The organism is Micromonospora sp. SL4-19 (assembly GCF_047921475.1).
Taxonomy (GTDB): Bacteria; Actinomycetota; Actinomycetes; order Mycobacteriales; family Micromonosporaceae; genus Micromonospora.
The window spans coordinates 1-24,916 of record NZ_JBLROB010000032.1 but is presented as its reverse complement, the minus strand read 5'-3'; the positions used below and the strand labels follow the sequence as shown (position 1 = coordinate 24,916).

Sequence of the window (24,916 nt, the reverse complement as noted above, 5' to 3'; positions counted from 1 at the left end):
TTTGATGAATATCCCTCAGCGATGGGGATCGAGGCGGTGCACCAGCTCGGCCACGTCCACGCTGTATTCGCACCAGTCCCGGTCGGGGCGATAGCCCAGCTCCGCGTTGACCTTCAACATCGCCTCGTTGGCCTGCGCGTTCCAGGTCTGCACCTCGGCCAGCTCCGGCTCGGCCGAGCGAAGCTCCAGCAGCATCCGCGCCTTGATGGCCCGGTCGATGCCGTAGCCGCGGTGGTCGCGGACGACGATGGTGTCGTACTGGTCGGCCCGGGTCGGGTGCTGCGCCGGCACCACCACCTCGGTCAGCCCGGCCACCTCGCCGGTCTGTTCGTGCAGGGCCAGCACGATGTACGGCTTCATGCCCCGCCGGTGCAGCGTGTCCAGGCTGTCCCGCAGCCGTTGCGGGTCGTAGGAGCTGGGCCGCAGCTCGCCGTCGTCGACGTCGCGTACCTCGGCCTTGGTCCGCGCGTACGCCTCGATCAGGTCGTCCGGTGGGCCACCCGGGCAGAACTCCAGGTGGTAGCCGGCGCCGACGCCGGTGGCCATCTCGGCCAGCGCCGGCCAGTCCACCGCGTTGAGGTCGAGCACGCTGCGGGTCTCGACGTACTCGCGGGTGAAGCCGAGGGACTCGTAGAAAGCGACGGCCGGCGTGTTGCCGACCACCTCCACGCCGATCGACTGGAAGCCCTCCTCCCAGACCCGGCGGGCGGCCACCCGGATCAGTTCGCGGCCGAGCCCGGTGCGCCGGACCGTGGGATGCACCAGCACCTCCAGCACCCCGATGCCGCCGAGGAGCAGCACGTTGACGTGCCCCAGGAGCGCGTCCGGAGCGTCGTCCGGGGCCGGCTCGGCCTGGGCGACCCAGGAGATCCGCCGCTCACCGGGCATCACCTCGGAGAGGTATTCACGCAGCGAGCTCTCCCGCCAGGGCGGATCCTGCGGCAGGTCGGCCGCCAGCACCGCGTTGAGCGTGTCCAGCAGCGACGCGATCTCGGCGGACGACGCGTTCCGAGGGTCCCACTCGCGCACCATCACCCGTCTAGCTTGCCGGCAAGGATTGCCCGGGGGAAGGGTTCAGGTCTCGAAATGTGCGCGAGCGGTCACGTCACGTACGGTTCGTCCGGCTCAGGCGCCCGTACTCGTCCGCCTTGTTGAAGACGTCCTGGGCGTATCGCCGTACGTCGTTGTAGGAGAGGATGGCCGTCCACCAGTCGTTCGGGATGGTCATGTTCCGGCCGCCCTTGCAGAGGTATTGCCCGGCGGCCAGGGCGGCGTCGTCGATGTCGTGGGGGTTCTTGACGCCGTCGTTGTCGGCGTCCGCGCCGATCTCCTGCCAGGTGCTCGGGATGAACTGCATCGGGCCGAGCGCGCGGTCGTAGACGGTGTCGTGGTCGAGCCGGCCCTGGTCGGTGTCGAGGATGCGGGCGCGACCGCCCTGCCCGTCCAGCGGGTCGCCGACGATCTCCGGTCGGGCGACGCCGTCCGGGCCCAGGCTGGCGCCGTTGGCCGACCCGTGCCGGGACTCGACGTATCCGATCGCGGCGAGCGTGGTCCAGCTGAGCTGGCAGCTCCGGTGCGTCTGGCCGAGCACCAGTTCGGCGTAGCCGTACGCCTGCATGGCGATCACCGGGATGTCGGTCTTCTGGCTGACCTGCTGCGCCCACCCGGCCAGCGCGTCGGCCGGTCGGCTGGCCGGCGTCAGCCCCACGATCGGCCCGGTGGGCTGCCCGGCACCGGGCGGCGCCGTTGCGGTCGCCAGGTCGGTCGCGCCGGGCACTCCCGACGGCGCGCCGGTGGCCCCGGGCACCACGCCGCCCTCGGGCACCCCGTTCACCGAGCTGGTCGCGGTGGCCTCGGCGGCCACCGGCTGCGGCTTGCGGACGACCGCCGGTACCAGCAGCGCGCCGGCCACCGCGGTCACCGCGACGAGAGCGAGCAGGAAGAGGCCGGGCAGGGTGGTCCGCCCGCTGGGACGGCGTGACCAGTCCCGGACGGCGCGGGCCGCGCCGCCGGCGAGCCGCCGGTGCGCTGGCCCCCGGACCGCGTGCGCGAACGGCACCCGCCGCCGCCGACCCGCCTCCGCCGGCCCGCTGCCTTCCGGCCCGCTTTCCTCCGGCCCCGCGCCGGCGGCCTCCGTCGGCGTCGGGGCGGTGGTCGTCGCCGACTCCGAAGTGGTCGCGGCGCGGCCGGCCGCGGTGGGCGCCGGGGCCGGACGGGGACGGGGTACCGGCGCCGGTCGGGCGGCGCCGTCGGGTGGCACGGCCGGTCGCAGGGGCCGAATCGTTGATCGCTCCTCGCCGTCCACCACCCGTCGAGTATCACCCATGCCCGCCGAGGTGTCCGGCCCCGGCCGTACGCTTGGGGGCATGCCCCGGTACGAGTTCCGCTGCCGCGCCTGCGGCGACACCTTTGAGGTCAACCGGCCGATGGCCGAGGCCGGCCAGCCCGCGTCCTGCCCGCAGGGGCACACCGACACCGTGAAGCTGCTCTCCACCGTCGCGGTCACCGGCCGGGGCGGCGCCGGCCCGGCCGGTGGGACCGCCCCGGCCGGCGGCTGCTGCGGGGGTGGCTGCGGCTGCTGACATTCCCAGCGGCCTCGTCTCCCCGGTCATCCGCGCATGCCGCAGGTGTGATCTTTGACACCTTGAGTCGTAAGCTGCCCGGCCGTTCTCACGATGCGTGACGGCGTGACCATAGGGCAGCATGAAGCCGACGTCAGGGGCGGAGGTTCCACGCATGTCGCCACGGATCCACCTCCCGAGCGGATGGGTGACCTTCGTGTTCACCGACATCGAAGGCTCCACGCGGCTGGCCCAGCTGCTCGGTTCCGGTTACCCCCCGGTGCTGCGGGAACACCGTCGGCTGCTGCGCCGCACGCTGGCCGGCACCGACGGGGCAGAGCTGCTGACCGAGGGCGACTCCTTCTTCCTCGCCTTCCCGGACGCGGCCGCGGCACTCGACGCCTGCCTGACCGCCCAACGCGCGCTGGCCAGCCACGACTGGCCCACTCCCGAGGCCACGCCCCGGGTCCGGATGGGCCTGCACACCGGCTACGCCGAACCCCGTGACGGCGAGTACGCCAGCCCCGAGGTGCACCGCGCGGCCCGGGTGGCCGCCGCCGCCCACGGTGGACAGGTGATCTGTTCGGCGGCGACCGCCCGGCACGCCGAGTCGCTGCCGGACGGGGCGTCCCTGTTGGACCTCGGGCTGCACCGGCTGCGCGGCTTCGACGACCGGGAACGGCTGTTCCAGCTGGTGGCGCCCGGCCTGGAGCGGCGCTTTCCGCGACCACGTACCGCCGACGCGGTGCCGCACAACCTGCCCACCCAGGTCACCTCGTTCGTCGGGCGGGAGGCGGAACGGGCCGAGCTGCGGCGGCTGGTCGAGGCGTACCGCCTGGTGACCGTGCTGGGCGCGGGCGGCGCCGGCAAGACGCGGCTGGCGGTGGAGCTGGCCTGCGGGATCGTCGAGGCGTATCCGGACGGGGTGTGGTTCGTCGACATCGCCGCGGTGACCGACCCGGGCCTGGTCGCGTTCGAGATCGCCGCGGTGCTCGGGCTCCGTCCGGAGCCCGGCCGCCCGATGGTGGACACCCTGGTCGAGTACGCGGCGGCCCGCCGCATGCTGGTCGTGCTGGACACCTGCGACGCCCAGCCGGCGGCCTCGGCCGAGGTGATCTCTCGCCTGCTGGCCGGCGGCCGGGGCCTCCGGGTGCTCGCCACCAGCCGGGAGTCGTTCGGCCTTCCCGGTGAGGTGGTGTGGCGGATCCCGCCGCTCTCGGTCGACCCCCGCCCGGACGGCGGGGAGAGCGACGCGGTGGCGCTGCTGCTGGACCGGACGGCGGCGGCGCGGGGCGGCCGGGCGCCGGACCCCGCCGAGCAGGCCGACCTGCGCCGGGTGGTCCGCCGGCTGGACGGGCTGCCGCTCGCCATCGAGCTGGCCGCGGCCCGGTTGCGGGTGCTCTCGGCCGGGCAGTTGGCCGAGCGCCTCGACGACATGCTCGGCACGCTGGACGCCGGGCGGGCGGAGCCCGAGCCGCTCCCGGCGGACGCCGGGTGGAGCGGCAACCAGCAGGACACCGTCGACCTGGTGGCCGCCGCGACCGGGGCCAGCCCGCGTACCCCGGCGACCCGGGCGGTGCAGCGGTCGGCCAATGAACGGCACCTGACCATGCAGGCCACGGTCACCTGGTCGTACCGGACGCTCGGGCCGCGCTCGGCCCGGCTGCTGCGCTGGCTGGCGGTCTTCGCCGGCCCGGTGGACCTGCCGACCGTGCAGTGGCTGCTCGACGACGACCCGCTCGACCCGCTCTCCGTGCTGATCGACAAGTCCATGGTGCTGGCCGAGCCGCACGCCTCGGGCAGCACCTACCGGATGCTCGACCCGATCCGGGCGTACGCGGCGCGCCGGCTGATCGAGACCGGCGAGGAGCGGACCGCCCGGGACCGGCACGTCGCCTGGTCCCGGCACGCCCTGGAACGCGCCCATCTGGGCCCGGACGGTCGCCCGGTCACCCTCTCCCTGTACGCGCTCGACCCGCTCGCCGGGGAGTTGCGGGCCGCCCTGCGCTGGTGCGCGACCGGCGGCTGCGCCCGCTCCGGGCTGCGGCTGGCCGGCGGGTTGGACCAGTGGTGGCGGGAGCGGGGGCGGGCCCGGGAGGGGCGGCTCTGGCTGTTCCGGCTGTACGGCAGGATCGCCGAGACCGGCGAGTCGATCCCCGAGGCGGAGCTGGCGGCGGCGTACCACATGCACTCGTTGCACGCCGGCGCGGACGGCGAGTTCGCCGAGGAGCTGCGCTACTCGCAGCGCGCCGAGGCGGCCGCCCGGCAGGCCGGCGACCTGGGGTTGCTCGCCCGGGTGCTGGCGGGCCGGGCCGCGCCGCTGGTCGACATGGGACAGTTCGCCGAGGCGGAACGGGTCTGCCGCGAGGTGATCGACTGGGCGCACGCGCAGGACGTGGTCTCCGACGCGTTGCTCGCCGTCTACAACCTGGCCGAGCTGCTCTGGCGGCGGGGCGCGCTGGACGAGGCGGCCGAGCTGCTCGGCACGGCGCGCCCGGTCGAGGCGGGCCGCCCCGTCGAACGGGGCCGCCGCTCGGTGGACATGTTGCTCGGCATGGTCGCGCTGGGCCGGGGAGACCTGGTCGCCGCGCACGAGCACCTGCTGGTCGCGCTGCGCTCCCGGATGAGCCACGGCTACCTGGGCGGGGCCTGCGACACGGTGAACGCGATCGCGGTGCGCTGCGCGCTCGGCGGGGAGGCGGCGACCGCGGCCCGACTCTTCGGCGCGGCCCAGGCCACCCGGTCCCACCTGCGCGCGATCCCCGGCATCTACGAGCCGTACTGGCTGAAGCAGCAGGCGGAGCTGCGCCAGGAGCTCGGCGACGCGGCGTTCGACGCCGCGTACGGCGAGGGCGGCGAGCTGGCCCTGGAGGACGCGGCGGCGCTGGCCCTCGGCGTCGAGCACCCCGATCTCGCCGCCGATTCTCCCCGCTTCACCAGTCCCGTCCCCCGCCCGGCAGGCGGGGGCTGACCCGGGAGGTTTGCGCCGGCGGGCACCGGCGCAAACCTCCTCGGCCGATCGGCCGGGCTGGGGTCAGGACCGGGCGGCGGCGCGGCGTTCGGCGTCGGCCTTGATGCGGGCCGCGCGGTCGATGTCGGTCTGCTTCACTGCGGCCACCGAGCCGAAGATGCTGACCGCCTCGTAGTACGTCCAGGCCAGGCTGTAGCAGGCGGGGCGCACCACCACGTTGTACGTGGCGCAGACCCGCTTCAGGTCCTCGTAGAAGGCGCTGTCCAGCCGGGACTTGTTGGCGGGGAAGATGCCCATCGCCTTGTGGTTCCGGTAGCCGAAGTCGTGCCGGTGGCAGGACAGGCTGAAGTTGAAGCCGAGCGGGTTGTCCGGGCTGGACGAGCAGTAGTCGGTCGACCAGTCGAACGCGTACGCGGACCAGGCGGCCTTGTTCAGCCGGCCGGCGTTCCAGGCGTTGTAGCTCGCGGCGCTGGTCTGGGTCCAGCTGGAGAGCACGCTGAGCTTCTGGTCTCGGCTCACCGCGGCCTGTGCGGGCGCGGCGACGCCGAGGGCGGTGAGCAGCGCGAACGTGCCGGCGGTGAGAACGGTGGCGAGGCGTCGGGACACGGGAACCTCCGCGGGGGTGGGCATCGGGACTGGGCTGCCGATGATCATCGACGTTGACCAGTATCGATTGGTGTGGCGGCGGAAAGCGATCATGTCGGCGACGAGTTGATGACATACGTCGAAACAGACGAATGCCCCCGATCGCCGGGGCGACCGGGGGCATCCGGGGTGGGGTCAGCGCACGGAGCGCGCGGGGCTGGCCGGGCTCTCGTTCCAGACCCGGTCGAGGGCGGTCACCTGGTAGGTGTACGCCTTCCCGGCCTCCGTGTCGGCGTCCAGCCAGGACTGGACGTCGCCGTCCGTGCTGCGCACGGTGGCGACCAGTTGGGAGGCGTCGGCCAGGCCGCACGCGTCGGCGTGGCCCGTGCCGTCGAACCGGTAGATCGCGTACGAGGTGGCGGTGCCGAACTCATCCTTGCCGTTCGCCGGCTGCCGCCAGCTCAGGTGTACCCCGTCGGTCTGCCGGTCGACCTTCGTGATCACGGGGTGCTGCAGCGGCTTGGCCGGCAGTTGCGCCATGGCCGGCACCAGCGCCGGGCGGGAGTAGTGGTCGGCGGCGTAGATGTCGGTGGCGCCGAGCCGGTTCGCCCGCACCTGCACGGCGGAGAAGTGCACGTTGCCGAGCACCTCCGGGTACGACCGGTTGAGCGTCAGGTGGTCCGACAGCTCGCGCGGGTTCATCCAGAACGACCCGTACGCCGGGTCACCGCTCTTGTAGTCGGCTTGGCCGATGTAGAGCTGGACCCTGGTGCCGCGCACCTGCTCGGCCCACCACGGCACCAGCCGGGCGTAGTCGGCGGCCGGGTACTGGCCGATGTACCAGTAGAGCTGCGGCACCACGTAGTCGATCCACTCCTCCTTGATCCACTTACGGGTGTCGGCGGAGATGATGTCGTACGACTGCGAGCCGGTGGTGTCCGAGCCGGCCGGGTCGGCCGACTTGTTGCGCCAGATGCCGAACGGGCTGACCCCGAACTTGACCCAGGGCTTGACCGCCTTGATCTTGGCGTTCATCTCCTGGATCAGCAGGTTGATGTTGTCCCGCCGCCAGTCGGTCCGGTCGGTGAAGCCCCGGTTGTACTGGGCGAACGTGGCGTCGTCCGGGTACTGGTACGTGCCGCTCGGGTACGGGTAGAAGTAGTCGTCGAAGTGCACGCCGTCGATGTCGTACCGGTTGACCGCGTCCATCATCGCGGTCTCGACGAACTCGCGTACCTCTGGAATGCCGGGGTTGTAGTAGAGCCGGCTGCCGGCGACCCCGGCCGGCGGGTACGCGAACACCCAGTCCGGGTGCTGCCGGGCGGGGTGGTTGGGCGCCAGCTTCGACAGGTCCGCGCCGGCGCCCGGGGCCGGCATCGAGACCCGGTACGGGTTCAGCCAGGCGTGGAACTCCAGGTTCCGCTTGTGCGACTCCTCGACGAGGAAGGCCAGCGGGTCCCAGCCCGGGTCCTGGCCGCGCACCCCGGTCAGATACTCCGACCACGGCTCGTACGGCGACGGCCAGAACGCGTCGGCGGTCGGGCGGACCTGGACCACGACGGCGTTGTGGTTGAGCTGCTGAGCCAGGTCGAGCCAGCCCAGGTATTCCGCCTTCTGCTTGGCGACCTGGTCCGGCGCGGTCTGGGAGGCCTTGCTGGGCCAGTCGATGTTCGTCACCGAGGCGATCCACATGGCCCGGAACTGTCGCTTCGGCGTGGCCGGGTTGGTGGTGCAGGTGGTGGAGGTGGGGTCGGCCGCCGCGGCGCTCGCGGGCGTGCCGGCGACGAGCGCGCCGAGCAGCGCCACGGCCAGCCCGGCGGCTCTGAGCCGAGTTGCCTTCATACGGTGCGGTCCCTTCGTTGGGCTCCCGGGCAGTGTCGGGTGGCGGCGGACACCCGGCGTGTCCGGCAAGATTCGCCGTAGGGCATCTGCCGCCGGTAGAAAACTTTCATCTATCCTCATGCGGCGCAAGACCTCAGGACGGATCGATGCGCAGGTGGGCGGCGAATCGTCGAGGACGAGCCGGCGCAACCACCGGTTCGTGACCCTCGGGGCAGCCCGGGTGAAGGGTGCACAGGCTCAAGGAGGTCGCGGAACGGGCCGGCGTGTCGGTGACGACGATGTCCAACGTGGTCAACGGCTACCAGCTACGACGAGCGCCTGGTTGCCCCCACCGCCTGGCCCTGCGCGAAAGCATCATCGCCCGCCCCTGACCGGCCCCGTGAATTGCGCGGATCTTGGTGGGCGGGTGGGAGTGGGGTGGGTGGGGCGGGGGGTCAGTCGAAGAAGCGGGCGAGGTGGGTGGGGGGTGGGGGTGGGGCGTCGGGGGCGAGGGGAGTGAGGTCGGCGAAGATGGAGGCGCCGTCGCAGGCGACGTGCAGCGGGTACCAGCGCGGGGTGCCGGGTGGGCGCTGACCGCAGATGCCCTTGAAGGTCTGCACGTCCAGCAACCGTACGTGGGTCGGGTCGGCCACCGCGTTCACGTGCCGCCACCAGGGGCTCATCACGTGCAGGACGCCCCCCGGCCGCAGCGCCCGGTGGCATTCGTCCAGCAGTGGCAGGAAGTCGATCAGGTGCTCCATGATGTGCACCGCGAAGAACACGTCCACCGAGTCGTCGGCGAGCGGCAGCGAGCCGGAGAGGTCGGCCACCGCGTTCACCCCCGGCGCCGGATAGATGTCCAGCCCCAGGTTGCCCGGCCACTGCTTGGTCGCCCCACACCCCAGGTCGACCACCACCGGCGCCCGGCCGCCGACGGCCACCCGGCACCAGACGCCGAGCACCCCGTCGAGGCGACCGACCAGGTCCCGGACCAGCCGGAGTTCGGCCGGGTCGGTGACCGTGCCGTCCAGGTGGGCCACACCCCGGTCGAAGCGGACTTCCACGGTCAGCCCGCGCAGCCGCTCGTCGTGCCGGGACAGGTCGGCCCACGCCTCGACGAGGAACCCGTCGATCATCCTCAGCCGCTCGGCCGAGGGTGCGGACTGCGCCATCGCCACCATGCGCCACCTCCGGGCGGCCCGTTACCCGCATCGCCGCCCGGTATGCCTGATCCCGGGGGTGGTCGTGCGCCGCGCGGTCACCGGGCGCGGCCGTTTCGCTGGCCCAGGGCTCAGCCGGCGATCGTGCGGCGGGTGGTCCGGCCGGCGCCGCGCATCCGTTGCCGGGGCTGCGGGGCGGCCGGCTTGGGCCGCTTGAGGTGGTAGCGGTGCAGCTCGTTGTTGCCGGGCAGGGATGGGTCCTCGCTCATCGCGACCAGCTCCCAACCCTGGTCGCCGGCCCGGTTCAGGTGGGCCAGCGCGGTGTCGCCGTACGGCGTGACATCGATCATCGAGCCGTCCGGGCCGTACCAGATGAAGACCACCTCCCACCCGATGTCGGTGGCGGCGGCCTGGCGGCGGCGGACCAGCAGCGCGTACTCCCACTTGAGCATGGGGTCATTGTCACCCGGTGCGACCAGGTCGGCACGGGTCAGTTCTCGGCGATCTGTCCGGCCTCCACCCGCAGCCGCCGGCTGACGCTCACCGCGTCCAGCATCCGCCGGTCGTGGGTGACCAACAGCAGCGTTCCCGGGTACGTGGCCAGGGCCGACTCCAGCTGCTCGATCGCCGGCAGGTCCAGGTGGTTGGTCGGTTCGTCCAGCACCAGCAGGTTCACCCCGCGCCCCTGGAGCAGCGCCAGCGCGGCCCGGGTCCGTTCGCCGGGGGAGAGGGTCGCCGCCGGCCGCAGGACGTGGTCCGCGCGCAGGCCGAACTTGGCCAGCAGCGTCCGCACGTCCGCCGGGTTCAGCTCCGGTACGGCGGCGCCGAAGGCGTCCACCAGGGGCTGGTCGCCGAGGAAGAGTCCCCGGGCCTGGTCGACCTCGCCCACCACCACGCCCGGGCCGAGCGCCGCGTGGCCCTCGTCCAGCGGCAGCCGGCCCAGCAGCGCCGCTAGCAGGGTGCTCTTGCCGGAGCCGTTCGCCCCGGTGATCGCCACCCGGTCGGCCCAGTCGATCTGAAGATCCACCGGGCCGAGGGTGAAGCCGCCCCGGCGTACGACGGCACCCCGGAGCGAGGCCACCACGGCGCCGGCGCGGGGCGCGGCGGCGATCTCCATCCGCAGTTCCCACTCCTTGCGCGGCTCCTCGACCACCTCCAGCCGCTCGATCAGCCGCGCGGTCTGCTTGGCCTTCGCCGCCTGCTTCTCGGTGGCCTCGGTACGGAACTTGCGGCCGATCTTGTCGTTGTCGGTGGCCTTGCGTCGGGCGTTCTTCACGCCCTTCTCCATCCAGGCCCGTTGCATCCGGGCCCGTGCCTCCAGCTCGCCCCGGGTGTCGGCGTACTCCTCGTACTCCTCGCGGGCGTGCCGGCGGGCCACCTCCCGCTCCTCCAGGTACGCCGCGTAGCCGCCGCCGTAGTGCCGGACCTGCCGCTGGTGCAGGTCCAGCTCCAGCACCCGGGTCACCGTCCGGGTCAGGAACTCCCGGTCGTGGCTGACCAGCACGGTCCCGGCGCGCAGCCCGGTGACGAACCGTTCCAGCCGGTCCAGCCCGGCCAGGTCCAGGTCGTTGGTGGGCTCGTCGAGCAGGAAGATGTCGTACCGGCTGAGCAGCAGCGAGGCCAGCCCGGCCCGGGCCGCCTGACCGCCGGACAGACCGGTCATCGGGTGGTCCAGGTCGACGGTCAGCCCCAGCTCGGCGGCCACCTGCTCGGCGCGCTCGTCCAGGTCCGCGCCACCGAGGTCGAGCCAGCGTTCCAGCGCCACCGCGTACGCGTCGTCGGCGCCTGCGGCCCCGGCGGTGAGCGCCTCGGTGGCCGCGTCCAGCGCCGTCTGCGCCCCCGCCACCCCGGTGCGCCGGGCCAGGAAGTCGCGGACCGTCTCGCCCGGTCGGCGCTCCGGCTCCTGGGGCAGGTAGCCGACGGTGGCGGTGGGCGGGTTCAGCGCCACCGAGCCCTGCTCCAGCGGCTGGAGCCCGGCGAGCGTACGCAGCAGCGTCGACTTGCCGGCGCCGTTGACTCCGACCAGCCCGACCACGTCGCCGGGGGCGACGACCAGGTCGAGATCGGCGAAGAGCAGCCGATCGGCGTGCCCGGTGGCGAGGTCCTTGGCGATCAACGTGGCGCTCATGAGGGACCGAGCCTACCGTCGGGCGGCTGAACCGGTGCGCGGGCGTGATCGAACTGAGGGAGACTCACTGCCGTGGTGACCACTCTGGCGATCGACTGTGGCGGCGGCGGGATCAAGGCCTCCGTGCTGGATGCCGCGGGGACGATGCGGGCCCGCCCGCTGCGCGTCCCCACGCCGTACCCGTTGTCGCCCGCGCTCTTCGTCAAGACGCTGCTGGAGTTGGGGGCGCGGCTGCCGGCGGCGGACCGGCTCACGGTCGGGATGCCCGGCATGATCCGGCACGGCGTGGTGGTGGCCACCCCGCACTACGTCACCCGCTCCGGCCCACGCAGCAAGGTCGATCCCGCGCTGGTGGCCGAATGGTCCGGGTACGACGCGCGCAGCGCGCTGGGCGAGGCGTTCGGGATCCCGGCGCTGGTGCTCAACGACGCCGAGGTGCACGGCGCGGGCGTGGTCGCCGGGACCGGCTGCGAGCTGGTGCTGACCCTCGGCACCGGGCTGGGCAGCGCGCTCTTCGACGGCGGGGTGCTGGCCCCGCACCTGGAGCTGTCGCACGCGCCGTTGCGCTGGAGCACCACCTACGACACCTATGTCGGCGAGCCGGAGCGGCGGCGCCTCGGCGACGCGTTCTGGTCCCGGCGGATCCGGCAGGTGGTGGACGGGCTGCGCCCGGTCTTCCGCTGGGACCGGCTCTATCTGGGCGGGGGCAACTCTCGGCTGATCCGGCCGGAACAACTGGCCCGGATGGGTGACGACGTCGTGGTCGTCCCGAACACGGCCGGGATCGTGGGCGGTGTCCGGGCCTGGGACCTGGTGGGCGACCGGTACGACCCGACCACCTGAGGCGCAACTTCCGCCTCAGGAACACTCGCGGCACGACTGTTGTTGTGCCAGCGTCGAACAAAGGGCGGGGCGAGACGAGGAGGTGGGTCGAATGGATCTTCTGGCGGAGTACCGGCGGGCGACCATGTTCTTCGAAGCGGGTGACCCGACCGGAGCGGCCCGACTGCTCGAGCCGATCGTCGAGGCGGAGCCCGGCAACTCCTCGGTACGGCAGCTGCTGGCCCGGGCGTACTTCCAGTCGGCCCAGCTCGCCCGGGCCGAGGAGCAGCTCCGGGAGCTGGTCGACCGGGACCCGAGCGACCACTACGCGCACCACGTGCTGGGTCGGACCCTGGAGCGGCTGAACCGGCCCGCCGACGCGCTGCGGCACCTGCGCATCGCGGCGGCCATGCACTCGACCAACGCCGACTACGCCGCGGCGCTGCGCCGGGTGGAGAGCCGGGTCAGCGGCGGTCGGTGACCGGCTAACAGCAGGAAACGCGGAGGGCAGCCCAGCGGGCTGCCCTCCGCCGTCTCCGGATCCGGCAACCCGGCCCGCCTACCATGGACTGGTGAAGCTCAAGCTCGATCTCCACGACATCTTCAACAAGGGCCACGACATCGACCGCGCGCTGCGCGGGATCATGGACGAGGCGGTCGCGAAGAAGGCCACCCTGGTGGAGATCATCCCTGGCAAGGGCTCCGGCCAGCTCAAGAAGCGGGTGCTGCGCTTCCTCGACCAGAAGGACGTCAAGCAGCTCTACCACCGGGTCGAGAAGGACTCGAAGAACTTCGGCCGCCTCTTCGTCCACTTCCGCTGGAAGTAAGAGCCCCGGCCCCCCGGCCTCGCACGCGACCTCCGTCGTGGCTCCTGACCTGCCGAAACGCCTTCCGGCGATTTCCGGCACCTTCCGCCGTTACTCGCGCTCCGTTGTGCCGGATCTGTGCCCCCCATGCTCATGACGAACTACCCAGCTACCCGCAGCCGTCGATGTCGAGGAACAGCGACCAGGGACCGGGGGCTGCCGCACACTTGTCGCGTGTCCGGCAGCCCGCCCTAGTTGCGGTCCTCCGGGGGCGCCCCCCCGGCGCTGGTGCCCGCCGAGCGGGCTCCCGACTTGTTCAGCTGGAACGCCAGCCAGCCGGAGATCCCCAGGCAGATGACCGCCATCACCCCCGCGACGATGACCATCCCCAGCGCGTAAGGGGAGGAGCTGGCGACGATAACCGCCACCAGCGTGATCACCACCGCTGCAACAACTCCGATCGCCAACGCCATGACCGGGTTCGACAGCCGGGCGTTCCCCGACAGCTTGAGCCCGACCACCGGGAGGGTGATCTGGAGCTCGGCCTTGCCCGTGGGGTACCCCTCTGTCTTGGTCAGGTCGATCTCGGTTGACGCCGGATCGTTGCGGTCCGGTGCTTCCATCGTGCGCCTTTCTAGATCCATCCGTTGGGCACCAAGGCCCAGGGCTGGTACCGGATGATCCGGCGGAGGGGTGACCTCCCAGGAGGTTGCGGACAATCGCGGTTTTGCCGCTCGTGCCCGGAGGAAGTACCAGTCGGCGTAGCATACCCCGTGCCCGTCCGACCCATCCAAGCGCCGGTCTATCCCCGTACCAGCGCCAGCTTCCCGCCATACGGGCCGAGTGTGACGCACATCACAAAATGTCCGACACCCGTAACCAGATGCGGCGTCAGGCCGATTCCAGGGCGGCAAAGCGGCCACTTTCGGCTATTTTTAGCTCACGCTGGGTTGTGATCTAGGCCCAAAGACCGGACTCTGTTAGTACGTGGGGTTGTCAGTGTGGACAGCAAGAGACATAGTAAGGGCCTGGTTGCAGCATGATCATTTTGGAGACTGACCGTGCGATGACCAGCTCTTGTCCGTAGGGGAGGCGGGCAGGGTCCTCTGGTGGAAGGAGCAGGTGTGACACGCGCAGCGACAATTCCGAGGGCTGGGTCAGCCGACGAGGAACTGTCCCAGCAAGATGTGTCAACTGGTGTTGCGGATGATTCGCCGACACTGCCTGAATCAGGCGGTCGCGGTGGTCGCGGCAAGCCGATCAAGCTTACGGTCAACTTGATCGCCCGCGCCTGGGCTGCCCTGGAGGATTCTTGTCGGCTTACTGGCGAGAGTAAGACGGACGCAGTCAACCGCGCGCTCCAGCTCTACGCATTTTTCCAAAAATCGGTCCAAAGCGGACATGTCCTCAAGCTGGTTGGTCCCGACGGCAAAGAGCGGGAGATTCACCTCTTCTGAGGGGGCACCGCGCGACGGCCGGCGTTCATCGCACGATGGACGCCGGCTTTTCCGTCGTGGCCCCCGCTACTCCGTCGCCTGGGGCACTACCCGTGCCCTGTTGCTAGCCCCGACCTCAGTCTTGACGCCGCTGACGCTCTCCGGCCGGAGCCGCAACAGGCAACCCCGGACCGCCCCGTGATGTCTCGCTTACAAGCTCTGTGCAGCCTGTCCGCAAACGTCCGTGAACGGCTGCACGCTCGGAGCCTCGTCCGTGCCGGCTCTCGCCAAGGTGCCACCGTCCGGCGCGGTTGCTGTCAGCGCTGCTGTCGATAGCTCCGGCCGGCGACCCCGTTGCCCGTGGCCATCGCCTCGGCACGGGCTGCTGGCGGTCCTGCCCGACCCATCAGCCCCAGCAGGCTGTCAAGGGAGACGATCGCGTGCGGGCGGTGCTCGAGTTTTGCGGCCAACCCTTGTAGTGTCGAGTAGATCTTTGGCGGGAGGAGGGCAAGTGCAGGGCTCGTTCAGGGTGGCTGGCCTGTTTGCCGGAATTGGTGGTATCGAGCTCGGGCTCAAGCGTGCCGCCGGCGAGAAGCTAGAGACGTCGCTCCTGTGCGAGTCATGGTCGCCTGCCCAGCAGGTGTTGGCTGCCCACTTCCCCGATGTCGATCTACACGACGATGTCGCGACCTTGAGGTCACTGCCAGCGAGACTTGATCTCGTTGCAGCAGGCTTCCCGTGCACTGACTTGTCACAGGCCGGCAGGACTGCCGGGATTCGGGGAAGAGAGTCAGGTCTCGTTGCCCACGTCTTCGAGGTCCTTCGACTCGCGTCCGAACGTGGCCGCCGACTGCCTTGGCTTCTCATCGAGAACGTCCCCAATATGCTCGTGCTCGATCGAGGCCTTGCCATGGCCTACTTGGTCAAGGAGCTCGGCAACCTGGGCTATCGGTGGGCGTACAGGGTAGTTGATTCGCGATTCACTGGAGTGCCACAGCGGAGACGCCGAGTCCTACTCCTTGCTTCTCAAGCTGAGGATCCACGAGCAGTGCTCTTCGCCGACGATGCAGGCTCTCTAGATGAGGGCGAGCTACGCGATGACGCGTTTGGCTTCTACTGGACCGAGGGCAGGGGTGGCCTAGGCTGGGCCCAGGACGCCACGCCTACCTTCAAAGGAGGCTCGGCGCTCGGGATCCCCTCCCCGCCTGCAGTGTGGCTTCCGACCGAGGAACCGGGGCGGAAGATCCTCGTACCGTCGGTAGAGGACGGTGAAGCCCTACAAGGTTTTGACAGGGGCTGGACCGCACCAGCAGACCTCGGCCGCCGAAACGGCCCGCGGTGGAAGCTAGTAGGCAACGCCGTGACTGTTGGAGTGGCTCAATGGGCCGGGGAGCGGATCCTGTCCCCGGGCGAGATCGTCGCACCGTTCGCGGAGTGGTCTGGCAAGGGAGCCTGGCCCCTCGCTGCGTGGGGCGAGGGTGACAAGGTGTGGAAGGTAGAGGCATCGGAGTTCCCGCAGCTCAAGCCGTACACGCACCTACGGGAGCTGCTGACCATTCAACAGGCAGTCCCTCTATCACACCGCGCAGCAAGTGGCTTCTGGCGTCGCCTCCAGGAAGGCAACCTCGGTAGGCACCCCGGCTTTCGGGCGGACATCGCGGAGCACGTTGAGCTGACAGCACCCCCCGCACTCGTCGCTGTCTGATCTACGACACCGCGACGATCGCTCTAGACAGCTAGGGTCAGCGGCATTATGTATGGACCCCACATCCTCGTCAGGTACCTGCAGGGCTCCTCCGAGCTCGACAAGTACGGGAACCCATGGCAGTACCACTCTCGCTCTGATCGGCATTCCAAGGTTGGTTGCTGGGGCGTGGCTCTTGATCTCCTTGCAACGTCGTCGCTCCTGCGCGGGCATGTGGCGCAAGGGAAGGTCGTCCTCGGCGTCAACCACAAGATGACGGACTTTGCGACTGGGCGCAAGAAGGTGCTGGACCTGGTGATTGCCCGTCCAGCGGGGCAGCCCATGGGAAAGCTTCAGACCTTCGAAAGCCTGGCCCGTAAGTACGACATTGGCCTGACAAACGAGGAACAGGGCGTTCTGGACGCCTTCCCTGTCTTTCCAATTGCCCCGGTTGGCGCAGTGCTGGTAGCGCTTGAGGCGAAGGCGGCGATGACGTCGCACGTCAAGGCGTTACCCAGACTCTACGACGAGCTGAACTCGTCCCATCTCTGCGTACACGGGGCATCGAAGCAGGCGTTAGCAATTGGCTATGTTCAAGTGAATGCCTCCGAGAGCTTCGTGTCACCCGTGATAAATAATGGCCCAATCCCCCCGTCGGGCCCGGTCGTGAGTACCCACAACCAACCACGGGACACGCTCCGGGTCATCCAGAAAGTGGCAGAGATTCCGCGTCGCTCAGCATCGTCTGAGGTGGGATTTGACGGCATTGGCGTGACGGTTATGGACTTCAAGAATGACGGCGGATATGTTGAGATCGTCGAGGCACCTCCGGCACCTCAGCCAGGAGAGCAGTTCCACTACTCGAACATGATCGTCCGCATGGCCAACGAATACGACACGGTCTTCTCTCGCATATGATGACTCCTCATTTACTTGCACCTCCGCCAGCCTTCGATTCCGCAGGACTTCCCTTGACAGAGGTATGGTCATGATTGACGACGAGTGGGCGCCAGAGAATCTGGACATCGAACGTAGTAGCTACGCGGTGGTCGAGTTCGTTGAGTGGGACGAAGCTGGCAAGCTGGAGCTTAGCCCTGCATTTCAACGAGGCGAGGTATGGCGGACACCAGCCAAGGCGTTTCTTATCGATACAATCTTGAGAAACTTTCCAATTCCGCCGCTCCATATCCGCCTTGTGTCTCGGCCAGGGAAGGGGATGGTCAGGGAAGTAATTGACGGCCAGCAGCGGCTCAATGCGGTCTTGCAGTACGTTCGCGGTGACTTCACCTTACCCGCTCGACCAACCGCTTTCGGCTCCCTCGCCCCCTGGGCGGGGCTGAAGTTCGAGGACTTGGACGAGGCCTACCAACAGAGGATCCACAACTACTCGTTCCGCTGCGAGGTCTACAAGGGGAACATCGCCGACGCGCTGGTGCATGAGATCTTTTCCAGGATCAACATTCACAGCATCCCCCTAAGTGACCAGGAGCTCCGCAACGGCAAGTTCTTTGGCGAGTTCAAGCAGTCGGTCTATTTGCTGTCACGGGAGTACTCCGCATTCTGGAAGGCGACGAGCTTGTTCTCCGAGCAGGCGATCGCTCGCATGCTTGACGCACAGTTCGTATCGGAAGCATTGGTCCTGCAGCTCGCGGGCATGCAGGACAAGAAGAAGACCATCGACTCGTTTTACACAAAGTTTGACACGACTTGGTCGGACCGCCTTGAGCATGAGGAGCGATTTCGAGCAACGATGGACAGCATCAGGGGATGCGTTGGCGAGGTTCTGAAGCAAACGAAGTTCCGCCGCGTTCCTCTTTTCTACACGCTGTATGCGGTTGTCTATCACCGCCTGTTCGGAATCGATAGCCAGCGCGTGCCGGAAAGAGTGGAACCCCTCCCTCTCTCCCCTCGAACCGCCTTGACGGAGAGAAAGGCAGACAATCTTCGGAACACGATTGAGATCCTGTCGTCTCTGCTTGAGAACCCCGACTCAGATGGAGCCCTCGCCGACTTCTTTGCGGCCTGCAGCCAGCAGACGGATAACATTCGTCCCCGCCTAACAAGGTTCCATAACGTCTGGAACCTTGCGGCCTTGTCTGAGCGGTGAAGGCCACTTCGGCGACTGCCGCCTTCGGGCCGGCATTAGCTGATGCGTTTGAGGTGGCGGTCTGTCATCACGCTGGGCGGATTGATAGGAACTGCTTTGGCTGCCATATAGCGGTTGAGGGTGCATTTGCCGGTGCAATGCGCCGCTGGGAGTGGTTCATCAAGGAAGTCTTGGTCGACTTGATGGCAGGCGCTGAGACCGCACATAGAAACGGTTCAGGGGTCATCTGCCGCAACTCCATCGCCAATCGACAAACGGCTCGACGAGAGCTACTCAGGACGAGTTACAACGCTGCCCAAGCCAGGGTCACTCTTAAGAATTCGCCCGCCAACTACTTGTTACTTCATCGACCACTAATGGTGGCAGCGGTCGCTGACTATTGGCTTGAGAACAGCCCCGTCGCTAGGGTCTTTGCAGGGCATGCGCAAGATATTGAGCGGGTGCTTCACCTTCGGCACGGTGTTGCTCACGGTACACAGCATGCCACGTTACAGGCCAAGGCAGCCATGCTCTCCTACGAGCCACTCAGGGTCTACAACACGATAGGGGAATTCCTCGCTGCAAGGCCAAGTTCGGGCACCGGCACTTGGCTGGAACACATATTCGAGCTTCTAATGTCTTGGGCAGCAGATATGTCTCCATGAGTCGGGGCTAGATAGTCCTCCCTCTCACCTGCAACTAGGCGTTGCTCCGTCAATAACGGCTTGACGGGCTCTCGATGAGAAACGCGGGAAGGCGCGACGAGGCCGTGGTGGGGATGCGGCGCGTGTACCCCAGAGCAGGCCCCTGGCCGGTCGGCAACGCGGCCCGAGGGGTAGCAGAGACTCAGGGTACAGGCGGCCCGCAGGGCCATCCCGCCGCGACGCGCGTTGCTGCTGGTCGGTGGTAGCCGGCGGCCCGAAGCGCGCCTTGGTAACCGGCGACTAGTTGGCGGTGCATCGTTCGTGTGGCCCTCGACCGTCTACTGCCGAGGATCCATACTGGTGGCAACGTTGCGGGGTTAGGAGGCCGCTTGGTGAGCAGATCCGACGTCGAATCCTCCCTCTCGCGTGTGAGCCTCGATCTCCCTCCGGCTCCGCCGGACCGACCCTCTGAACGGCTGCGGCGTTGGTGGCGCTCACGGGGCCAGCGTGAAGGGCTCCGTTACTGGCTTTTGTTCCGCGGCGCTCCCGCACTCGTCGCTTACGGCCTACTCTTCGTCCTGAACGGCTTGATCATTGGCTGGCGGTCTGCGTACGACGTCAACATCGGCATCACGTCGCCGGCGGCAACGGCCTCGCCAGCCCTCGCGTGGCCACTATCCATAGCCGGGTGGCTTGTCGCTCCGGGCATCGCCGGGGCGGTCGCCGGCTACGTGGTTAGCTCCTCGATCCGATCTCGACGGAGGAAGCGGATCGACAACTTGTTCCGGGAACATGCCGATGGGTGAGTTGATCCCGCATCTGCGCGATTTGTGCTTCAGCCGCAACGGCCACCAGGTTCCCGAGGGCTTCGCACACGCGTTTGTGAAGCTTCACGGAGAAGATTGGCGCGCCGCGCAGCGCCACTGGGAGCAGATTGTGGAGCTGGTCCTTGACACCGACGCCGTAGACCCGGAGTCGTCTGGAGCACGCGCGATCCGGCAGGCGGTGACTGCGGCGGCACTCCTGTTGGACCGAACCGACCTGAGGAACCGCTGCCCGTTGTGTATCAAGAGCGCGCGGAAGGGGGCAAAGGTATGACACGGACGGACGGGCAGAGCGGGCGCATAAGTTTCCATGCTCTGAGCCGGAGCCTGCTGGCTGCGGCCTACCCCGACGCCGACGAAGATTGGATCAACTCCCAAGCGTTGCACGCCGTAAGCGAGGTCAGCGCAGCACTCAACGTCAACCTAAGGAAGTCGGAGCCGCCTGACGCTGGGCGTAGGCGGGACACCACGGACAGCGGTTCGAGCGCTACTTCCGTCCCCAATCTGAAGATGAAGATTCAGGCGGTGCCTGGCGGCAGCGTGGAGTTGGCGCTGCACGGCGAACTCGACAGCGATGGCGCATACCTAGTACGGGAAGGGATCGCGGAGATCCTGACGAAGGGGAGGCCAAGGCGAATCGAGGTGAATATGCGGGCTGTCAGTTTCGTTGATGCCGCTGGCATCTCGGCACTGGTCGCTGCGTTCCAGGTTGCCGAGGCTGTCGGTACCCGTCTTGTGGTCACCGAGCCGAGTCGCTTCGTGCACCACGAGCTGTGGGATGCAGGAGTGCTCGGCCTGTTCGGGGCGCCTGAGCCCTATTTCGGTCCGGTAACGCGGCTGAACAAGCCCTCGCCGCCGGGGTAGACGTCATCGGCGAGGTGTGGAGGGCCATGCTTCATCGTCTAGACGTCACGCCGAGCTGCCATCCCGTCGCCGTCGACCCGCCCTCCTGGGGAGCGGGCCGCCGCCCGGCCCGCCATGTCAAGCGGTCCTTGACGGCTCGTACGGACGCTGGCGGGTCGGGCGGTGGTCTGCTCGGCTCGCCCGGGTCGGTGGCAGGCGGGATGGCCTACCGCAACCACCCACGACCGTGACCCGCCGACGGTGCCCCGGCCATCCTGGAGCCGGAGCGCCCCCGCCGGAGGCGCAGTAGCCGCAACCCCGCGACCGACGCCAGCTCGCCGACGCGGCCCGGCGTGCGCTCCCTACGCCGCGCGGGCTCGTGGCCGCGCGGCCCGGCCGGCTGACGGCCCACCACACCCCGGTCAAAGCCCCTGTCGTTCTGCGGCGGCCCACCGGGCTTCCCGCTCTCCGCGCCAGCCGCCGGGCATCCGGCGTGACGGCCGCAGAGCGACAGCGGCAGCGGCCGGCGCGCGCCCAGGCGGCGGCGCGTGCGGCCCGTTCAGGGCCGCCTTGAAGACGTACAGAAACTTTGAACAACATCGCCCGGCAGCCGGCCGGTTCGTACGTACGTTCGACTAGGCTGCTGCGGGTGGAGGTACGCGGACGCTGGTGGAACGGAAGCTGGGGCCGCATGGCCAGGCGCGACATCTGGCTGGTCTCCGACGGCGAGCTCTGGCGGGTTCGTGGCCGTCTCGGCGGTGACGGAGGGCAGGAGGTGTCGTACGACTTCACCGACGAGGCATCCGCCTGCGCGATGGTCGAACGGATGATGAAGACCTCGGCCGGCACCTGGCGGGATCTCACGGAGGCTATCCGGCAGGAGTCCAACCGCTGGCCGACTCACTAGCTGGATGGGTTGCCCCCGTCGGCCCAAGACACCCAACCCTGAAGGTCAACTTATCCCGGAAACTCGGGCTAGGATCCGCCGCGTGGCATGCACAGTTTGTGGGCTCGGCGGGCACAACAGCCGCACCTGTCCGGGCGAGCACCCTACTTGTCCCAACTGCGGCAGGCCCACAGCCAACATGAACGACTACTCCGAGCGCCACGACAGCGACTATTGCTCGCCGTTCACGTACCCCGATTGTTGGGGCTGGGACGCTGCGGAGCCGGTGTGAGGGGAGAGCGAGAACATGACAACGCTCACATGCGAGGGTTGCGATGACCCGATCGAGGACGACGGCAGTCACATCGACTTCAATGGGGAGGACTGGCACGAAGCCTGCTTCGAGGTCAGCGGTGGGCCGTCGTACTGCTGCGGAATGATGTACGAGGACGGCGAGGACACCTGCCAGAGTTGCGGCGAGCCTCTCTAGCGATCTGCCACTGGACGCGCCCGACAGCGCTCAGTGGCAGGCGTCTGCCCGGACGTGCACACCGCACCACGGCGGCAGGTCGGCTGCCCACACCCGCCAACCGCCGGCGTCTCGCCGAGTCTCGAACCGCCACGGGTGAGCTGTGCCGCTGAGGTTGACCTGTTCGTTCCACCAGACCGCATGGACCTGGGCGGTCACCGTCGCCCGGTCGTCGGCCTGGTCCTCGACCTCGATCGGTCCGACCACTTCAAGCTTCGACGGAACATTGCCGCGTTCCATCTCGCCGCGGTACTCACGCCACTGCCGCCGCAGCTCATCATGACGCCTGCCGGCCAGCACCCGCGACAGGCCGATCTCCTCGCCGCTGCTCATCTTGAGCACGTACACGTTCACCGCAGCGTCTGGAGTCGCCTCGCCTCGGTCTGCCTCCGCCTGCTTCCGAACAGCCCACGACACGGGCACAGCAACAACCCCGGCGCACAGCACAGCGACAACCGAGAGCACAACCCACGGCCAGTGGCGCGGTGACCGCACCAGCGGCCTTCCGGGCGCGGTCCGGCGGCCCGGCAGAGCTGGTCCCTCCCCTGGTCCCATCAGGGCAACATATGCCTCACATGGCTTTCCCAGCTAGCGCCAGCAGCTGGCAGCCGTGTCGGTCAGCCGTCCGGACGGTTAATACTGGCAGGCGAGTAGCAGCGTTATGGTCGATGCATGTCGCTGGTTTCGTGGGCCTACGAGGTCTCCCGCCAAAACCTGTCGGGCACCCTGCCTCGCCGCTGGGCTCACGTGCAGGGCGTTGCCGCGAAAGCGCGCACCCTCGCCACGGCTGTTGGTGATGATGCTTCTCTGCTAGAAGCCGCCGCGATCCTCCATGATGTCGGCTACGCGCCTCACCTGGTCAAGACAGGATTCCATCCGCTTGATGGTGCTCTCTATCTGAAGGGTGTAGATGCACCCGATCGTCTCGTCCATCTCGTCGCGCATCACTCATGTGCGGTCAGAGAGGCCCGTCTCCGAGGTCTAGAAGGGCAGCTGGCCGACTTTCGCGACGAAGAGGGGCCGGTGAGAGACGCCTTGTGGATGTGTGACCTCACCACAACGCCTGACGGAGAGCCTACGGAATTTGCGAGCAGGGTTGCCGAGATCAAGGAACGGTACGGCCCGAATGACTTGGTTACCATCTTCATTGACAGTGCTCAGCAGGATCTGGCCGATGCCATAGCCCGGACCACAAGCCGACTTCGTGAGCTCGCCGGCTAACCCAGGTAAGGCGCGTCATGCTCGAAGCCGTGCTTGATTCGTAGACGCATGGATGGGTGGATCGGAAGGGCCTGGATGCTCTCTGGTTCGACCCACTTCACCTCTGACGATTCGCTGCTAGTTCGCACCATGCCGTCGACCACGCGGGCGCGCAGACAGATCGAGAACTCCTGTCGTACCTCGCCGTTGTCGTAGGCAATCACGTGAGCAGGATCCGAGTAGATACCAGAGATCCCGGTTACTTCGACGTGAAGCCCTGTCTCCTCCTCGACCTCTCGCACGGCCGCTTGGACGGTGGACTCCCCAACATCCTGGGCACCTCCGGGCAAGGCCCACAGACTGTTGTCGGATCGCCTGATGAGCAGGACGCGCCCTCCTTCGTCCTGGACGAAGACCGTGACAGCCACGACGAGAGAGTTGGCCTGAGGTGCACATGGATCGTTCAGGTAGTCAGTCTTGGGCATCTACTAGCTCCTACTTTCACCTGGTGTTGTCGATCCCCAGACTGCTTCAAAGCTGTCCGAGTACGTGTCGAAGAGGCCGTACGTCGCGGTCTTGCGAAGATGCATGGCGGGCGCCATAGGTGCTGTCTTGCCATAGACATGCGGGTTCACGATCATGTCGTTGTCGAAGCGATAGATCGAGTTGTAGAGCACCGTCGAGTGGCTGCGCACCTCGATGTTCGGCACACCGCTTAGCAGGCCGAAGAAGGCATTGGCCTGATCGATCTTCGCCGAGATCGTCTCTCGACCGATTCCCTCCTCGGCACTCCGCTGCTTGACCGCGCTGCTCTCACGGTCGCCGAGCAGTATGCGAATCCTCGCACCAGAGGCCGACTTTCTGCGCAAGCGGTCCAGGAGGTCTGGCTTCTCAGTAAGGAACATCCCGACGTACACGAGGATGCCGACTTCTGCTGTCGCTCCGTCGAGCAGGCGATCCCAGAGGTTTGGTGGCACTGCTCCTCGCGTCGGATAGAGGTGCACCATCCCGGCGGAGTCTGATGCCTCAGCTACAGCTCGATGGGCTCCGGGCCACAGGTAGTCTTCATCCTCCTTTAGCCGCTTCGCGATCTTAAAGCGAGTCCGGGGATGCGGAACCCTGCCAGCTAGCCAACGGCTCACGGTCTTGACGTCGCATTCCGTAAGAAGCGCAAGTTCAGCTGGCGAGACCCGGGACCGCTCAAGCGCATCTCGCAAGCGATCGTTTGCCATCGTCGCTCCTCCCGAGGGGACGTTTTTATCACTATAAACGTCCCAAGCGTCCGTGCAAAGGCGTTCCGACGTCACCCGTGCCGATGTCTCCTTGAAGTGCGAGCGACAAGCCGCATAAGAGCAGTCGTCCACAGGGGACGCGCTCAGACACAGGAGGTCTGTTGTGAAGCTGTACGTGGACACCAAGGCGAAGCAGGTGACGGTGTCGAAGGACCCGGAGCCGAAGAACGACCAGAACGGCAATCAGCGGTCGGAGAAGGGAACGGGCCGGCTCATGTGGTCGACTCAGGTCTTCGTTCTCGACGAGACGGGCGGTGAGGTCATCACCATCACCACGGCGGGTGAGAAGCCGGGCGTGATGGTGGGGCAGCTCATCGAGGTCGAGCAGTTGGAGGCCATTCCGTGGGCGACCAACGGGCGTAACGGCGTCGCGTTCCGTGCGATCTCGCTGAAGCCGAAGGCTGGTTCGGCGGCTAAGTAGTCCTTCGCACAGCGTGCTGTGTGAAGCCTCGTGGTGTCTCACCTGTAGCGGCCTGAGGTCCGCTGATCGATCCAAGTGAAGAAGCAGTCCGAGGATGGCTCTGGCGTCCAACGTTCTCGGCCTGGTGACCACGACCGGTGGTCACACCCCGTAAGAGCTGGCGCGGGGTCGGTACTGGCGTCCAAACCTGCCGACCCCGTGCCCTCCAACTCATCCG

Annotated in this window: 29 protein-coding genes; 18 read left to right on the top strand and 11 right to left on the bottom strand. The window is 68.1% G+C overall.

The genetic code is table 11. The features are described from left to right. Positions 1 to 15 precede the first annotated feature (15 nt). Positions 16 to 1,032: a GNAT family N-acetyltransferase gene (locus ACNAVT_RS26930; protein WP_416300263.1), complete on the bottom strand. Its 1,017-nt coding sequence runs from the start codon at positions 1,030 to 1,032 to the stop codon at positions 16 to 18. A 73-nt stretch (positions 1,033 to 1,105) separates the two neighbouring features. Further along, positions 1,106 to 2,326: a lytic murein transglycosylase gene (locus tag ACNAVT_RS26925; protein WP_416300199.1), complete on the bottom strand. Its 1,221-nt coding sequence runs from the start codon at positions 2,324 to 2,326 to the stop codon at positions 1,106 to 1,108. 40 nt (positions 2,327 to 2,366) lie between these two features. On the opposite strand from ACNAVT_RS26925, the gene ACNAVT_RS26920 reads away from it, so the two are divergent. Continuing rightward, entirely contained in the window at positions 2,367 to 2,582 is a 216-nt protein-coding gene (locus ACNAVT_RS26920) for an FmdB family zinc ribbon protein (protein WP_416300198.1), read from the top strand. A 154-nt stretch (positions 2,583 to 2,736) separates the two neighbouring features. Next, the gene (locus ACNAVT_RS26915; protein ID WP_416300197.1) at positions 2,737 to 5,532 is read left to right on the top strand and encodes an ATP-binding protein; all 2,796 of its coding nucleotides are present in this window, start codon (positions 2,737 to 2,739) and stop codon (positions 5,530 to 5,532) included. Between the two features lie 63 nt (positions 5,533 to 5,595). Here ACNAVT_RS26915 and ACNAVT_RS26910 read toward each other — a convergent pair whose 3' ends face one another. Next, the gene (locus ACNAVT_RS26910; RefSeq protein WP_416300196.1) at positions 5,596 to 6,138 is read right to left on the bottom strand and encodes a phospholipase; all 543 of its coding nucleotides are present in this window, start codon (positions 6,136 to 6,138) and stop codon (positions 5,596 to 5,598) included. Between the two features lie 174 nt (positions 6,139 to 6,312). Continuing rightward, the gene (locus tag ACNAVT_RS26905) at positions 6,313 to 7,959 is read right to left on the bottom strand and encodes a glycoside hydrolase family 10 protein (protein ID WP_416300195.1); all 1,647 of its coding nucleotides are present in this window, start codon (positions 7,957 to 7,959) and stop codon (positions 6,313 to 6,315) included. Between the two features lie 227 nt (positions 7,960 to 8,186). Between ACNAVT_RS26905 and ACNAVT_RS26900 the strand changes: the two genes are divergently transcribed. Then, positions 8,187 to 8,330 (top strand): LacI family DNA-binding transcriptional regulator, encoded by a 144-nt coding sequence (locus ACNAVT_RS26900; protein WP_416300194.1) that lies wholly within the window; start codon positions 8,187 to 8,189, stop codon positions 8,328 to 8,330. A 63-nt stretch (positions 8,331 to 8,393) separates the two neighbouring features. Here ACNAVT_RS26900 and ACNAVT_RS26895 read toward each other — a convergent pair whose 3' ends face one another. From ACNAVT_RS26895 to ACNAVT_RS26885, 3 genes are all read right to left on the bottom strand, one after another. Then, positions 8,394 to 9,119: a methyltransferase domain-containing protein gene (locus ACNAVT_RS26895; RefSeq protein WP_416300193.1), complete on the bottom strand. Its 726-nt coding sequence runs from the start codon at positions 9,117 to 9,119 to the stop codon at positions 8,394 to 8,396. Positions 9,120 to 9,229: 110 nt separating this feature from the next. After that, positions 9,230 to 9,550, bottom strand: coding sequence for a hypothetical protein (locus ACNAVT_RS26890; RefSeq protein WP_416300192.1), 321 nt, complete (start codon positions 9,548 to 9,550; stop codon positions 9,230 to 9,232). Between the two features lie 38 nt (positions 9,551 to 9,588). Next, positions 9,589 to 11,226 carry an ABC-F family ATP-binding cassette domain-containing protein gene (locus ACNAVT_RS26885; RefSeq protein WP_416300191.1) on the bottom strand — a complete coding sequence of 546 codons (1,638 nt, stop codon included), beginning with the start codon at positions 11,224 to 11,226 and terminating at the stop codon, positions 9,589 to 9,591. Between the two features lie 72 nt (positions 11,227 to 11,298). On the opposite strand from ACNAVT_RS26885, the gene ACNAVT_RS26880 reads away from it, so the two are divergent. From ACNAVT_RS26880 to ACNAVT_RS26870, 3 genes are all read left to right on the top strand, one after another. Then, entirely contained in the window at positions 11,299 to 12,069 is a 771-nt protein-coding gene (locus ACNAVT_RS26880) for an ROK family protein (RefSeq protein WP_416300190.1), read from the top strand. Between the two features lie 91 nt (positions 12,070 to 12,160). Beyond that, a complete protein-coding gene (locus ACNAVT_RS26875; RefSeq protein ID WP_416300188.1) occupies positions 12,161 to 12,529 on the top strand; it encodes a tetratricopeptide repeat protein in 369 nt (122 codons plus the stop codon). A gap of 91 nt (positions 12,530 to 12,620) precedes the next feature. After that, positions 12,621 to 12,875: a Smr/MutS family protein gene (locus tag ACNAVT_RS26870; RefSeq protein WP_013736060.1), complete on the top strand. Its 255-nt coding sequence runs from the start codon at positions 12,621 to 12,623 to the stop codon at positions 12,873 to 12,875. A 230-nt stretch (positions 12,876 to 13,105) separates the two neighbouring features. On the opposite strand, the gene ACNAVT_RS26865 is transcribed toward ACNAVT_RS26870, so the two are convergent. After that, the gene (locus tag ACNAVT_RS26865) at positions 13,106 to 13,477 is read right to left on the bottom strand and encodes a hypothetical protein (RefSeq protein ID WP_416300186.1); all 372 of its coding nucleotides are present in this window, start codon (positions 13,475 to 13,477) and stop codon (positions 13,106 to 13,108) included. Between the two features lie 501 nt (positions 13,478 to 13,978). Here ACNAVT_RS26865 and ACNAVT_RS26860 point away from each other — a divergent pair. The 10 genes from ACNAVT_RS26860 to ACNAVT_RS26815 all read left to right on the top strand — a co-directional run bounded on the left by ACNAVT_RS26860 (position 13,979) and on the right by ACNAVT_RS26815 (position 21,747). Then, the gene (locus ACNAVT_RS26860; protein WP_416300184.1) at positions 13,979 to 14,311 is read left to right on the top strand and encodes a hypothetical protein; all 333 of its coding nucleotides are present in this window, start codon (positions 13,979 to 13,981) and stop codon (positions 14,309 to 14,311) included. A 490-nt stretch (positions 14,312 to 14,801) separates the two neighbouring features. Then, positions 14,802 to 15,995 (top strand): DNA cytosine methyltransferase, encoded by a 1,194-nt coding sequence (locus tag ACNAVT_RS26855; protein ID WP_416300182.1) that lies wholly within the window; start codon positions 14,802 to 14,804, stop codon positions 15,993 to 15,995. A gap of 52 nt (positions 15,996 to 16,047) precedes the next feature. Further along, positions 16,048 to 16,251, top strand: coding sequence for an LPXTG cell wall anchor domain-containing protein (locus ACNAVT_RS26850; RefSeq protein WP_416300180.1), 204 nt, complete (start codon positions 16,048 to 16,050; stop codon positions 16,249 to 16,251). After that, the gene (locus ACNAVT_RS26845) at positions 16,164 to 16,892 is read left to right on the top strand and encodes a hypothetical protein (RefSeq protein WP_416300272.1); all 729 of its coding nucleotides are present in this window, start codon (positions 16,164 to 16,166) and stop codon (positions 16,890 to 16,892) included. Before ACNAVT_RS26850 ends, ACNAVT_RS26845 begins: the two co-directional genes overlap by 88 nt. 70 nt (positions 16,893 to 16,962) lie before the next feature. After that, positions 16,963 to 18,081 carry a DUF262 domain-containing protein gene (locus tag ACNAVT_RS26840; RefSeq protein ID WP_416300179.1) on the top strand — a complete coding sequence of 373 codons (1,119 nt, stop codon included), beginning with the start codon at positions 16,963 to 16,965 and terminating at the stop codon, positions 18,079 to 18,081. 946 nt (positions 18,082 to 19,027) lie between these two features. After that, positions 19,028 to 19,510 carry a DUF6313 family protein gene (locus ACNAVT_RS26835; RefSeq protein ID WP_416300177.1) on the top strand — a complete coding sequence of 161 codons (483 nt, stop codon included), beginning with the start codon at positions 19,028 to 19,030 and terminating at the stop codon, positions 19,508 to 19,510. After that, a complete protein-coding gene (locus ACNAVT_RS26830) occupies positions 19,503 to 19,802 on the top strand; it encodes a DUF6313 family protein (RefSeq protein ID WP_416300175.1) in 300 nt (99 codons plus the stop codon). Before ACNAVT_RS26835 ends, ACNAVT_RS26830 begins: the two co-directional genes overlap by 8 nt. Positions 19,803 to 20,038: 236 nt before the next feature. After that, positions 20,039 to 20,392: an STAS domain-containing protein gene (locus ACNAVT_RS26825; protein ID WP_416300174.1), complete on the top strand. Its 354-nt coding sequence runs from the start codon at positions 20,039 to 20,041 to the stop codon at positions 20,390 to 20,392. Between the two features lie 670 nt (positions 20,393 to 21,062). Further along, positions 21,063 to 21,278, top strand: coding sequence for a hypothetical protein (locus tag ACNAVT_RS26820; RefSeq protein WP_416300172.1), 216 nt, complete (start codon positions 21,063 to 21,065; stop codon positions 21,276 to 21,278). Between the two features lie 286 nt (positions 21,279 to 21,564). Continuing rightward, positions 21,565 to 21,747 (top strand): hypothetical protein, encoded by a 183-nt coding sequence (locus ACNAVT_RS26815; protein WP_416300170.1) that lies wholly within the window; start codon positions 21,565 to 21,567, stop codon positions 21,745 to 21,747. A 30-nt stretch (positions 21,748 to 21,777) separates the two neighbouring features. Here the strand turns inward: ACNAVT_RS26815 and ACNAVT_RS26810 are convergent, their stop codons facing one another. Next, positions 21,778 to 22,140 (bottom strand): hypothetical protein, encoded by a 363-nt coding sequence (locus ACNAVT_RS26810; RefSeq protein WP_416300169.1) that lies wholly within the window; start codon positions 22,138 to 22,140, stop codon positions 21,778 to 21,780. A gap of 318 nt (positions 22,141 to 22,458) precedes the next feature. Here ACNAVT_RS26810 and ACNAVT_RS26805 point away from each other — a divergent pair, with 318 nt between their 5' ends. Beyond that, positions 22,459 to 23,007 (top strand): HD domain-containing protein, encoded by a 549-nt coding sequence (locus ACNAVT_RS26805; protein ID WP_416300168.1) that lies wholly within the window; start codon positions 22,459 to 22,461, stop codon positions 23,005 to 23,007. Here ACNAVT_RS26805 and ACNAVT_RS26800 read toward each other — a convergent pair. Beyond that, positions 23,004 to 23,471 (bottom strand): NUDIX hydrolase, encoded by a 468-nt coding sequence (locus ACNAVT_RS26800; RefSeq protein ID WP_416300167.1) that lies wholly within the window; start codon positions 23,469 to 23,471, stop codon positions 23,004 to 23,006. The genes ACNAVT_RS26805 and ACNAVT_RS26800 overlap by 4 nt on opposite strands. A gap of 3 nt (positions 23,472 to 23,474) precedes the next feature. Beyond that, on the bottom strand, positions 23,475 to 24,218 hold the full coding sequence (locus ACNAVT_RS26795) for a DUF5919 domain-containing protein (protein ID WP_416300166.1): 744 nt from the start codon (positions 24,216 to 24,218) through the stop codon (positions 23,475 to 23,477). A 163-nt stretch (positions 24,219 to 24,381) separates the two neighbouring features. Between ACNAVT_RS26795 and ACNAVT_RS26790 the strand changes: the two genes are divergently transcribed. Continuing rightward, complete coding sequence (locus ACNAVT_RS26790) at positions 24,382 to 24,699, top strand: hypothetical protein (RefSeq protein WP_200208933.1); 318 nt, start codon at positions 24,382 to 24,384, stop codon at positions 24,697 to 24,699. The last annotated feature ends 217 nt before the right edge of the window (positions 24,700 to 24,916 follow it).

Excerpts from the sequence above, each read along its gene's own strand:
- ACNAVT_RS26865 (WP_416300186.1), bottom strand. The coding sequence starts at position 13,477 with ATGGAAGCACCGGACCGCAACGATCCGGCGTCAACCGAGATCGACCTG.
- ACNAVT_RS26925 (WP_416300199.1), bottom strand. The coding sequence starts at position 2,326 with ATGGGTGATACTCGACGGGTGGTGGACGGCGAGGAGCGATCAACGATT.
- ACNAVT_RS26930 (WP_416300263.1), bottom strand. The coding sequence starts at position 1,032 with ATGGTGCGCGAGTGGGACCCTCGGAACGCGTCGTCCGCCGAGATCGCG.
- ACNAVT_RS26915 (WP_416300197.1), top strand. The coding sequence starts at position 2,737 with ATGTCGCCACGGATCCACCTCCCGAGCGGATGGGTGACCTTCGTGTTC.
- ACNAVT_RS26815 (WP_416300170.1), top strand. The coding sequence starts at position 21,565 with ATGACAACGCTCACATGCGAGGGTTGCGATGACCCGATCGAGGACGAC.
- ACNAVT_RS26805 (WP_416300168.1), top strand. The coding sequence starts at position 22,459 with ATGTCGCTGGTTTCGTGGGCCTACGAGGTCTCCCGCCAAAACCTGTCG.
- ACNAVT_RS26795 (WP_416300166.1), bottom strand. The coding sequence starts at position 24,218 with ATGGCAAACGATCGCTTGCGAGATGCGCTTGAGCGGTCCCGGGTCTCG.
- ACNAVT_RS26825 (WP_416300174.1), top strand. The coding sequence starts at position 20,039 with ATGAAGATTCAGGCGGTGCCTGGCGGCAGCGTGGAGTTGGCGCTGCAC.
- ACNAVT_RS26800 (WP_416300167.1), bottom strand. The coding sequence starts at position 23,471 with ATGCCCAAGACTGACTACCTGAACGATCCATGTGCACCTCAGGCCAAC.
- ACNAVT_RS26820 (WP_416300172.1), top strand. The coding sequence starts at position 21,063 with ATGGCCAGGCGCGACATCTGGCTGGTCTCCGACGGCGAGCTCTGGCGG.
- ACNAVT_RS26920 (WP_416300198.1), top strand. The coding sequence starts at position 2,367 with ATGCCCCGGTACGAGTTCCGCTGCCGCGCCTGCGGCGACACCTTTGAG.
- ACNAVT_RS26895 (WP_416300193.1), bottom strand. The coding sequence starts at position 9,119 with ATGGTGGCGATGGCGCAGTCCGCACCCTCGGCCGAGCGGCTGAGGATG.
- ACNAVT_RS26890 (WP_416300192.1), bottom strand. The coding sequence starts at position 9,550 with ATGCTCAAGTGGGAGTACGCGCTGCTGGTCCGCCGCCGCCAGGCCGCC.
- ACNAVT_RS26840 (WP_416300179.1), top strand. The coding sequence starts at position 16,963 with ATGATTGACGACGAGTGGGCGCCAGAGAATCTGGACATCGAACGTAGT.
- ACNAVT_RS26905 (WP_416300195.1), bottom strand. The coding sequence starts at position 7,959 with ATGAAGGCAACTCGGCTCAGAGCCGCCGGGCTGGCCGTGGCGCTGCTC.
- ACNAVT_RS26830 (WP_416300175.1), top strand. The coding sequence starts at position 19,503 with ATGGGTGAGTTGATCCCGCATCTGCGCGATTTGTGCTTCAGCCGCAAC.
- ACNAVT_RS26875 (WP_416300188.1), top strand. The coding sequence starts at position 12,161 with ATGGATCTTCTGGCGGAGTACCGGCGGGCGACCATGTTCTTCGAAGCG.
- ACNAVT_RS26850 (WP_416300180.1), top strand. The coding sequence starts at position 16,048 with ATGGACCCCACATCCTCGTCAGGTACCTGCAGGGCTCCTCCGAGCTCG.
- ACNAVT_RS26885 (WP_416300191.1), bottom strand. The coding sequence starts at position 11,226 with ATGAGCGCCACGTTGATCGCCAAGGACCTCGCCACCGGGCACGCCGAT.